Below are 10,350 nucleotides of genomic sequence, written 5' to 3' on the forward strand. Positions count from 1 at the left end.
CCTGAAGGCCGCAGGTTCAAATCCTGCCCCCGCAACCACACCAATACAGTTCCAAAACCCCCGCTCTCTCACCGAGACAGCGGGGGTTTTCGTGTTGCGCCCTACCGGATCACACCACAAATCACGCGAGACCCCGAGCCCCCAATCGGCTGACTCTCGTAATCATCAGAAAACTCATGAACGACTAGCATTCGTCTGTTAATGAACATAATATTTTGTTGACATCTGTAATAAAACCTATCAGAGAATTGTTATTCGAATAATAAAAATCCCTTCTCTTTTGAAGATTGTTGAGACTTCGAAGGATGTAATGTGTGTTGAAGACTATTTCCTTGATCGTTCCTTTTTATAACGAAGAAGGTGTGATCACAATTTTTGCAAACAAGATCATTCCTGTTTTAGAAAAAATTCCCGCAATAGAGTGGAAGATTGTCTGTATTGATGACGGAAGCAGTGATGCGACACTCGCTCAATTATTAGATCTCTCACAAAAAGATCCTAGGTTTCGAATTCTCGAACTATCTCGAAATTTTGGTAAAGAAGCAGCATTAACAGCCGGGTTGGATGCTGCAGATAGTGATGCTGTTGTTATCATTGATGCCGACCTGCAGGATCCTCCTGAGGTGATCTCTCAGATGGTAGAAGCTTGGCGCGAAGGGGCTGAGGTTGTATTGGGGCGACGTGTTGATCGTTCCACAGACAGCACTCTGAAGCGGAAGACAGCGGCTTGGTTCTACGAGCTTCACAGTAAAATCTCACACATTCAGATCCCTGAAAATGTTGGAGATTTTCGTTTGATGGACAGATGTGTCGTGGATGCGCTCAAGCGGCTTCCGGAGCGCCAGAGATTCATGAAAGGTCTATTTGCTTGGGTAGGCTTTCGCACCGTTACTGTTGATTATGCGCGGTTGCCTCGCTCAGCTGGAACGACAAAGTTCTCGGGTTTTTCACTTTGGAACTTTGCTTTAGAGGGCTTCACGAGCTTTTCAACTATTCCCATACGTCTTTGGACTTATCTTGGAACAATGGGAGCTTTGTGTGCTCTCGTGTATGGTTTCTTTATTATAGTTCGTACAATTTTCTGGGGTAATCCAGTCCCAGGATATGCGTCTCTTTTCGCCGCTATTACTCTTTTTAGTAGCGTTCAAATTATCAGCATTGGGATGTTGGGAGAATATATAGGGCGCATCTATATGGAGACAAAGCAGCGCCCTATTTATGTTTTAAGGAAAACTTATAACTGATATTATTTCTTCAGTTTGGAGTTACTATTTTTACGCTTGAAATCCCAATTCCTAAAAAACGTGGATCTGTCGGCAAATGCACTGGGTGATCAACATCCAGTTTCAGGTGAATATTTTCGGTAGAAAGTGTGGGAATTGTTACAGAATATTCTGATTTTTCTGGGGATACAGACCACTCAGCTAAAACCTGGTCATGTAAGGACACTTTTACTTTTTTCGTTTCTCCTGGTGCCGCCTGCAAATTCAGAATTACTGTAACTGTTTTGGTGTCTTTAGGTACGGGAAGAAACAGAAAGGCTTGGCGTCCTTCATTCCACGTTCCCCAGTCCTCCGACCCGGACCAACCGCTTTCCAGAAGCTCTGTGTGGAGCGGGTAATTTGATGACGTGAAAATTGTCTGATTGAGAGGTAGTGGTGTTGAGTACGGTACAGAGGGTAAATTTAGATTTTTTTTGGCGCAGAGGATGAGAGTGTTCACTGCTCCGCAACTGGCCTGTGTACGGTCAATCCAAGACGATGCATTTGCCAGGCGGTGCGGGCCATTAAGAACGATAAGGGTTTTATCGTCGAGATAATGGGGATTTTCTTGGGCGAGATGGCATGCGCCTTCCGGGAGTGAACGAGCCGTATACATCGTGTTGACGGATGCATTCTGATAAGCGGCTGCATAGATAAGCGGCATATCCTCTTCAAGGCTCGTGGCGTCACATTCAAGGCGAGGATAAATTTCAACATGCTCAAAGGCATGCATTATTTCAAACAAATGACTATCAGCCGCTAATGGAGGGCTTAGCAACTGAGCCTCAGCCATGCGGTCAGACTGACGTAAATCGCGTGTGTCGACCCATTGCAAAATAGCAGCCAGACTGAGGAGGACAGGCGCCCCCCGAGGCCATACCTTGCAGACGCCCCAGACTGCTCCAAGGAGAATGACATAAGCGACTGGCCAAAACATACGTCCTGATGAGCGCATTTGTTCAGCGCCAGGAACCATGATGTGCGTCTGGAAGAGCAAAGTATGAAAGAAGTATATTCTATTGGAGAGAGCAATGACTGTCAGAGCCAGACAGGCAAGCAAAAGACCAATATTTCGGGTCATGCTCTGACGGAAAAGGGTCCATCCTTTTTTGCGACAAAAAAGCATGGCCAGGAGAAAGAGAAGGCCGGCTCCGAGATACTGATATCCCTCGTATTGGCCCCCGGTGGCATCAGCTTCTGCTTGTGTAGCCTGCAAGAACAGGCTGGACCGGGCCGGCCAGAACGGTGATGCGAGGTTCATGGAGTAGATTCCATAGCCCCCTCCGCTGGCGCCACCCCAGTAGCCCAAAACTTTTCCTGCCAGCAGAATGCTTGCTCCAGCCGTCAAGGTTGCTGCTGCGCTGGACCTACATGCTTTCCAGCGTTTTTCTCTGAAGAAAATGGATAATGGAATTGCACCCAGAAGCGCTCCTACCATCACCATCAGATAAGGATGCACCAGAAGGGTCAAACTTGTTAGCGCTGCCAGAACCCACGTAGGCTTGGAGGAGCCCTGCGGCTGAACAGCTCTGAAATACAGCCCTATGGCGAGAAGAAGAATCCAGTGGGCGCAAAGGGCGGTGTGGCTAGTTCTGGCCAAGAACGTTGGGAAGCAAGCGCTGAGTAAACTGACGGCTATGGCAGGAAGCAGACGTTTCTCTCCCATCGACCGTAGTGCGAACACAGCGCAAATGGGCTGAAGGCACCAGCATAAGGCGAGAAATAACGTTATGCCCTGCTGCATTCCGGGAAAGAAAATATGCAGTGCTTTAAGAAACAGAGCCTCGAGCGGGATGCTGTCTGTCATGGCGATATTGGTGCCAGCAGGAGCCACCAGACGGTCTGCAACAAGGAGAGGCAAATGCCAGTCCTGCCTCAGGAAGTAGGCTTGTCCGATCATGTGCTGGATGACATCCCCTCGGGCTGCCTGAGCCACAGGAGGAAGCTTCCCGGATATTAAGGGAAGAGGAAACGTCCATAAAGCCAGAGTAATGCCAAGAAGAAGGGGAAATATATAAGCTTTTAACCGACTAAAGACTGAGCTCGGTAGAAAATTGAATTTGAACAAGAACTTTTACTCTGAGCTGGGGACGGTCAGAGTTTTGTACGGGTATTTTGTAGGGAATACAAAGTTCCGGTTTGTCTAAGGATTTGGAAAACACCTACCTGCACATGGAGCAATGTCTCTGAAACCCAAGGAAGGTGCCCTCAGTGACACCCTCCTGATTTTCCACTGCAAGCTTTGCAACTGCTGCACCCTTTTGATGGGGCCGGGACAGGTGTGTGTGCCTGAAAGCCGCATGCAGTTTTCAGGCGCCCCCAGCTCACTGGAAAGAGACGTGCATACCAGTAGAGTGCTGCAATACTGACTATTAGCATGGCAACGATTGTTTCAATCATCATGCGTCTCCTGCGACAGCCTTGGTGACATGATAGACGATAAAGGCTGCGACATATGCCAAACCAAAAAGATACGCCGTTGCTCCCAGAACGACTTTCATGGACCGGGTTTCCCGTCGCATGACGGCCAGAGTCGAGATGCATTGCGGGGCATAAACATACCACGCCAGCAGCGAGAGAGCGGTAGCAATGCTCCATTGGCTTGAAAGAAGTGGCAGAAGCTTTGCGGATGCAGCGTCTTCACTCACCCCGAGTGCATAGACTGTTGCAAGCGCGCTGACGGCGACTTCACGTGCAGCGAGGCCGGGAATCAGGGAAACGCAGATCTGCCAGTTGAAACCGATGGGAGCAAAAATCGGGAGCATCAGGTGGCCAATCCGGCCCGCAAGGCTGTAGTCAATAGCAGCACCGGTTGCGCCGGCGGGGGGAAGTGGGAAACTGGATAGCCCCCAGAGCAGGACATTCAGCGATACAATGATGGTACCAACCCGTGACAGGAACATCACGGCACGCTGCCACAGACCGAGCGCTAGGCTCTTGAGATTAGGGCGCCGGTACGGGGGGAGCTCCAGAAGGAGTGGATGTTCTTCTGATTTGACGCCACGCGTCATGATGCGGGCGGCGATGATGCCGCTGACGATCGCCAGAGCATAGAGCCCAAACAGAACCAGGCCCTGAATTCCAAAAATCCCGAGAACTGTTTTGTGCGGGATGAATGCGCCAATCAGCAGTGTGTAAACTGGCAGACGGGCGGAGCACGTCATGAGAGGAGCAATCAGGATCGTGACCAGTCGATCCCGGGGATTCTGAATGGTGCGTGCGGCCATAATGCCGGGAATGGCGCACGCAAAGCTGGAAAGAAGCGGGATGAAAGACCGGCCACTCAGACCGGCCAAAGCCATGACACGGTCCAGAAGGAATGCCGCACGGGGCAGATATCCAGATTCTTCCAGGGCCAAAATCCACAGGAAGAGAATCAGAATTTGTGGGAGGAAAACAATGACTGTTCCTGCGCCTGCGATAACGCCATCAGCCAGTAAGCTCCGCAAGACACCGTCAGGCAGCGGCCGGAGAATGAACTCCCCAAGCATGGTAATGCCACTTTCCAGAGCATCCATGAGGGGTTGGGCCCAGGCAAAGACTGTCTGGAACATTACAAACAGCACGACTAGCAGAATGACTGGGCCCCAGACAGGATGCAGGAACCAGCGATCCAGTCGATCAACTAATCGGGCATGGCCAGCAGAGCGATCCGTAACATATGCCTGAAGCAGACGTCGGACTTCGGCATGAAGGTCCGCGTCCGGGGAAAGCGCTTTTGGCGGGGGTGGAAGAGGGCGGTCCAAAGCTTCCAATAAAGGCTGAATACCCTGCCTGTTCAGGCTGATGACAGGCACAATCGGCATGCCAAGTTGTTGCTCAAGCCCGGCAATATCAATGGTCATGCCATTGCGCTTGGCTTCATCCATCATGTTGAGCGCAACGATTACGGGAACTTCAAGCTGACGAAGTTCGAGCAGAAAGCGCAGATGCAGCCGAAGATTGGTCGCAGAAATAACGCTGATCAGAAGTTCGGGGCGTTTTTCAGTACGGTGCTGTCCCAGGCAGACATCTCGCGTGACGTCCTCATCCGGGCTCGTAGAGGCCAGACTGTAAGCACCAGGAAGATCCAGAACGCGGATCGGGCGACCTTGCGGCGTGGAGAAAAAGCCTTCTTTTCGCTCGACAGTGACGCCAGCGTAGTTCGCAACTTTCTGGCGGCTTCCGGTCAGCTGGTTGAAAAGCGAAGTCTTGCCGCAGTTCGGGTTTCCAACGAGGGCAGTCTGTAACACATGAGTCGCAGGAGACGGCGAGGCGGGAGACGTCATTATGATGGTCAGACTGGGCGGCGCAGAACAATACGCGCTGCTTCTCCTTTGCGGAGCGCAAAACGGGACGTGCCAAGACTAACAGCAATAGGGTCTGCGCCGATTGGACCGGTCGCCACAATCTCCACTCTTTCGCCCGGAACAAAGCCAAGTTCACCGAGGCGGGCAGAAATGGGGTCTGCCAGTGTTAGCTCTTCGACCCGATCAATAATGGCATGATCTCCTTTGGAGAGTGTATTCAGATACCACATCAGTTTCTTATCCCAGTGCCTCCCAGCTCTCCCTTGGGCGTGCTGGCCGTTTCCCTAGATAGGCTCATCCGGCGGGAGCGAAAAGAGAGAGATGAGAATTATTTGCATCCACAGTTTACTTATTGACTGTGTGCCTCAGGATTTTTCTTGCGTGATATCATGTGGGCCGCCTCAAGAACGCCAGAAAGAGCCCGTCTGATAGGGCTGAATGGTCGGAATGAGCGTGGAGATGCTATGAACGCCTTCGCATGACCGCAGAGGAGCCGTGACCCATGAAGAGTATGACGAGTGAAGACGAGATTCCGGCAGACGGCTGTGTGCATTGTGCCACCAGTGAGACACCCGGTGAGAAGCGCGTTGAACAACCTCAGAAAAAGGCGCTGCTGAACCGCATTCGTCGGATCGAAGGTCAGGTTGGTGGTATCCTGAACATGGTTCAGGATGACCGTTACTGCGTTGATATTCTCACACAGATCTCTGCTATTAAATCCGCGCTGGATGGTGTTTCCATCCAGATCCTGTCCACGCACGCCAATGGTTGTGTCAGGAAAGCCGTGCAGACGGATGGCGGCGAAGAGGCGATTGACGAGCTTTTGCAGGTCGTGCGCCGGATGATGCGCTGACGCCTCTTCTTTTCACCGCCGGATTTAGCGGTCCTGTGTTGCGTCCGGGGCTGAATCAGAAGGAGCGTCCATGCTCATCGCCTGACAGGCCTTGAGTTGCTGCTGCATCTTCGGGGTTAAGGGTTTGCTCTGCGTCTTGAGAGTTTCAAGGCGCTCGCAGAGTTCCATCTGCTGATCCATGGTCAGGCCTGCCAGAGGATCTGCCTTTACGGCCACAGGCGCCTTTGGTTCGGGTGTCTGGCTGGGGGCAGCAGATGCCACTGTGGCGAACAGAAGGGCGGAAGCAGTGAGAAGAGCTTTTTTCATTATGAGAACTCCTGAAAAATGAAGATCAGAACCAGCTTCTGATGCCGAGGCTGAAGCGTACTGAGCCGGGCTTCTCGCCCTGATCCCGTACGATCCTACGGGCCTGTGTCAGGTGGCCGGAATATGTAACGCCCACATAAGGCGCGAATTTTCGCCATAGCTCGTAACGAAGCCTGAGCCCGGCATCGACGTCTGACAGGCCTGCGCCTGCCTGTCGGGCTGGATCAGACTTCGTATAGAGATTGAACTCCGCCTGAGGCTGGAGAATAAGGCGGTTGGTCAGCAGGAAATCGTATGATCCTTCGACGCGGGCACCGAAGCGCCCACGGTCACTGACATACCCTGTGGCCTGGAACTCGAACTGGTATAAGGCCAGCCCTTGAATGCCGAAGCCCCCCCACGTCCGGGTCGGGCCATCATCCAAGTCAACACGCACGCCGCCCTGAAGGTTCCAGTATGTGGAAATGGCCCGGCTGTAGAGAATATCCTGCTGGCCATCGCTCAGGCGCCCTTTCTCAAGGGTGCCTTCAGACTTGATCCAGAGTCGGTCATAATCCGTGCCGTACCAGACTTCACCGTCCCAGCGGAAATCAGTGCCGGCGGGGGCATAGCGCCCTTCTGCCTGCTCCAGAATGCCATGGAACCAGCTGCTCTGGTCCATCATCACGGGCATGATGTTGCCAAGATGCGTGACCGCGCCCGGAATCGGAGCATCCGCGGCGTGATACTGCGTGGTGTCTTCGGCATGAGCCATACCGGTTCCAGCCAGAAGCATGGTTGCTGCCCAGGCGGCTTTCATGGCACCACCACGGTGCGAAACATGCCCAGATCCATGTGATAGAGCAGATGACAGTGATAGGCCCACATGCCGGGAATATCAGCCGTCACGAGATAGCTCATGCGAGATCCCGGTTGTGAAATGATGGTGTGCTTGTAAGGGCGATAATCGCCTTGGCCGTTCTCCAGTTCACTCCACAGGCCATGCAGATGGATCGGGTGTTCCATCATGGTGTCATTGATCAGTGTGAAGCGGACACGCTCTCCTTTTTTCAGGCGGATTGGTCCGGACTCTGAGAATTTTCGGCCATTAAAGCCCCAGATATAACGGTCCATATTTCCCGTCAGATGCAGGATGATCTCCCGTGATGGAGGCCTGCGGTCTGCGCCCGGTCGTGTCGCGCGAAGCTGCCCATAATTCAGGACGCGTCGGCCGTTGTTTTCCAGTCCATCCCCTGGGCTGTTTGTCCGATCAATCGGCATCATCGCGACGTTCTGGTTTTCGACATTAATCGGCGGCGGCCCAGGATCGTCGATTTCCATTTTTGGCATGGACATATGCTCCATATGGCTCATGTCCATGTGAGACATATCCATTCCAGGCATGTTTTTCATGTCCGAGCCGTGGTCCATTCCGGGCATCGCCATGTGGTCCATGCTCTCTCCCGGCTTCATGTTGCCCATACCCATGTCGACCATGGTGCGGACGGGGCGTGGATCCATGGGCGGAATCAGTGCACTCATGCCCGAGCGAGGCGCCAGTGTGCCGCGGGCAAAGCCTGTTCGGTCTTCGCTTTGAGCAAAGATCGTATAGGCCCGGTCTTCCTTGGGCTGAACGATGACGTCATATGTCTCCGCCACGCCGATGCGGAATTCATCAACCGGAACTGGTTCCACATCGTTGCCGTCCGCCTGAACGACGAGCATTTCGAGCCCGGGAATCCGCACGTCAAACAGCGTCATGGTGGCGCCATTGATGAAGCGCAGACGCACACGCTCGCCTGGGCGGAACAGGCCGTTCCAGTTCATGTCTGGCGCGTTGCCGTTCAATGTATAGGTGTAGATAGCGCCTGAAACATCCGCGATATCGGTTGCGGCCATGTTCATCCGGGACCAGGCAAGCCGGTCCTTCAGAGCGGCCATGACGCTCCCTGCATCACGGGCTTCTTGGGGAAAGGACGCGGCCGTTCGTTGACGGAAGACGTAATAGTCATCCTGCATTTTGAGATTGCTGACGATGTCATGCGGCATGACATCCGTCCATTCTCCCAGAAAGATGACATAATCGCGGTCACAGGCATTCGGATCAGGACGAATGGGGTCAATGACGATAGCGCCATACAGTCCCATCGCTTCCTGCATGTTGGAATGGCTGTGATACCAGTATGTGCCGCTCTGATGCAGGCGAAAGCGATAGCTGAAAGTCTCGCCCGGTGGGATGCCCGCAAAGCTCAGGCCCGGCACGCCATCCATATTGGACGGGACGCGGATGCCGTGCCAATGGATCGACGTTGTTTCATCCAACGCGTTTGACACGTTCAGTGTAACGGTTTCGCCCTGTTTCCAGCGCAGGATGGGGCCAGGCACTGTTCCGCCAATATTGGGGGCGTGCATGGATTTTCCATCGAGAGAAATATGCGTTCGGCTGACCTTCAGATCCCAGACACTGGAAGGGGTGAGAGGCAGAAGGCCTGTAGACGTGCGAGTGCTCGCTTGTGCTTTGTGAGGCAGGGCGCTTAGGCAGGCTCCCGCACCGAGGCTCGTAACAAAACGCCGCCGCGTCAGGGGGCGTATGGGGTCGAATGAATTGGACATCAGCTGAAAACCGGGAAACGGTGAAGGAAAACCGGAGCGCACGGATGCACGCTCCAGCCGCAGCAAAGCTGCGGATCGGGTCGTTTCAGGAAATCAGCTGTTTGGGGGGAGGGGGCGTCGGAATCCAGTCTGTTCCAGACAGCGATGTGTGGCCTGTTTTGGCAAAGCGTCTGGCAATTGCAGGATGCGCCGACAATGAAGGTGTGTTCGCAAGCGTCAAGAGAGGCTCAGCCGACACGGAATGGATGTGGCAGCAGCCTTGTCCATGCCCCGCGCGGTGATGATCATGGAGAATGGGAGTTTCGAGGCCCGGCATACTGTGCTTGTCGCAGGCATCAGACGTCTTGTGAGGCATGGATGCGCAGTGCGGCATTGCCATGGTGTGTGCCCGTGATGCTGCATGCGCCGGAAAGGCACCAGCCATCAGTCCCACCTGCATCAGCAGGCAGGCAATGATGCCAAGCCATGTCCGGGTATGCGTTTTGAGCATCACAGATCCCTGTCTTCCACAGGCGTCTGGATATCCTTCCGCCTGCCTCCTGCAATGACCCTATACCCAGGCAGGGAATGAATGGAAGAGAGATTTCACTCACAGAGCATACACAAAAAGGAGGGAGACAGGATTTCTCGTGGATACCCCCCATCCGTACACATTATTTAATACGTTATATTAACGATTTTAATTTCAAAACTCCCCGGAAACCGCATAGGAGAAAAACATATACCCAACAGGGGTATAAAAGAATCGCAGTATTCCAAGGATACTGAGTAAGCCGGAAGGAAAATGACCATGACGCAGACCGCACATCTCAAAGTGGAAGGAATGTCCTGCGAAGGATGTGCCAAGCGTTTGCGCGAGGCGCTGGAACACGTGAGCGGCGTCTCAGCGGTTACAGTCGTACTGGCTGGGGGGCAGGTTACGGTGGCGTACGATCCCGACGTGGCAACTCCTGCGGGGCTGGCTGAAACTGTTGAAGAGACAGGGTTCGACCTGGTTTCCTAGCGCGCGTCGCCTTCTCTTTCAGAGAGGCGCACGGTACACAACACC

The 10,350-nt window shown here is 53.4% G+C and carries 11 protein-coding genes; 3 read left to right on the forward strand and 8 right to left on the reverse strand.

What is annotated here, in order from left to right; translation table 11 throughout:
• Positions 1 to 101: 101 nt before the first annotated feature.
• A complete protein-coding gene (locus JN414_RS17220) occupies positions 102 to 209 on the reverse strand; it encodes a superoxide dismutase family protein (protein WP_202206193.1) in 108 nt (35 codons plus the stop codon).
• Between the two features lie 105 nt (positions 210 to 314).
• Between JN414_RS17220 and JN414_RS00010 the strand changes: the two genes are divergently transcribed.
• Positions 315 to 1,244, forward strand: a complete 930-nt coding sequence (locus tag JN414_RS00010; RefSeq protein ID WP_202206194.1) for a glycosyltransferase family 2 protein — start codon at positions 315 to 317, stop codon at positions 1,242 to 1,244.
• A gap of 10 nt (positions 1,245 to 1,254) precedes the next feature.
• Here the strand turns inward: JN414_RS00010 and JN414_RS00015 are convergent, their stop codons facing one another.
• From JN414_RS00015 to JN414_RS00025, 3 genes are all read right to left on the reverse strand, one after another.
• The gene (locus tag JN414_RS00015; RefSeq protein ID WP_202206195.1) at positions 1,255 to 3,123 is read right to left on the reverse strand and encodes a DUF6311 domain-containing protein; all 1,869 of its coding nucleotides are present in this window, start codon (positions 3,121 to 3,123) and stop codon (positions 1,255 to 1,257) included.
• Between the two features lie 538 nt (positions 3,124 to 3,661).
• Positions 3,662 to 5,530: a ferrous iron transporter B gene (locus tag JN414_RS00020; protein WP_202206196.1), complete on the reverse strand. Its 1,869-nt coding sequence runs from the start codon at positions 5,528 to 5,530 to the stop codon at positions 3,662 to 3,664.
• A gap of 8 nt (positions 5,531 to 5,538) precedes the next feature.
• A complete protein-coding gene (locus tag JN414_RS00025) occupies positions 5,539 to 5,781 on the reverse strand; it encodes a FeoA family protein (protein WP_046900211.1) in 243 nt (80 codons plus the stop codon).
• A 272-nt stretch (positions 5,782 to 6,053) separates the two neighbouring features.
• Here JN414_RS00025 and JN414_RS00030 point away from each other — a divergent pair, with 272 nt between their 5' ends.
• A complete protein-coding gene (locus tag JN414_RS00030) occupies positions 6,054 to 6,404 on the forward strand; it encodes a metal-sensitive transcriptional regulator (RefSeq protein WP_237389799.1) in 351 nt (116 codons plus the stop codon).
• Between the two features lie 24 nt (positions 6,405 to 6,428).
• Here JN414_RS00030 and JN414_RS00035 read toward each other — a convergent pair whose 3' ends face one another.
• The 4 genes from JN414_RS00035 to JN414_RS00050 all read right to left on the reverse strand — a co-directional run bounded on the left by JN414_RS00035 (position 6,429) and on the right by JN414_RS00050 (position 9,792).
• Complete coding sequence (locus JN414_RS00035; RefSeq protein ID WP_202206197.1) at positions 6,429 to 6,710, reverse strand: hypothetical protein; 282 nt, start codon at positions 6,708 to 6,710, stop codon at positions 6,429 to 6,431.
• Positions 6,711 to 6,735: 25 nt separating this feature from the next.
• The gene (locus JN414_RS00040; protein ID WP_237389853.1) at positions 6,736 to 7,485 is read right to left on the reverse strand and encodes a copper resistance protein B; all 750 of its coding nucleotides are present in this window, start codon (positions 7,483 to 7,485) and stop codon (positions 6,736 to 6,738) included.
• A 20-nt stretch (positions 7,486 to 7,505) separates the two neighbouring features.
• The gene (locus tag JN414_RS00045; protein WP_202206199.1) at positions 7,506 to 9,302 is read right to left on the reverse strand and encodes a copper resistance system multicopper oxidase; all 1,797 of its coding nucleotides are present in this window, start codon (positions 9,300 to 9,302) and stop codon (positions 7,506 to 7,508) included.
• A gap of 85 nt (positions 9,303 to 9,387) precedes the next feature.
• Positions 9,388 to 9,792 carry a hypothetical protein gene (locus tag JN414_RS00050; RefSeq protein WP_202206200.1) on the reverse strand — a complete coding sequence of 135 codons (405 nt, stop codon included), beginning with the start codon at positions 9,790 to 9,792 and terminating at the stop codon, positions 9,388 to 9,390.
• A gap of 300 nt (positions 9,793 to 10,092) precedes the next feature.
• On the opposite strand from JN414_RS00050, the gene JN414_RS00055 reads away from it, so the two are divergent.
• Positions 10,093 to 10,305 carry a heavy-metal-associated domain-containing protein gene (locus JN414_RS00055; RefSeq protein ID WP_202206201.1) on the forward strand — a complete coding sequence of 71 codons (213 nt, stop codon included), beginning with the start codon at positions 10,093 to 10,095 and terminating at the stop codon, positions 10,303 to 10,305.
• Positions 10,306 to 10,350 lie beyond the last annotated feature (45 nt).

The sequence above is a fragment of the Gluconobacter sp. Gdi genome (assembly GCF_014132155.1).
In the GTDB taxonomy this organism is placed as follows: Bacteria; Pseudomonadota; Alphaproteobacteria; order Acetobacterales; family Acetobacteraceae; genus Gluconobacter.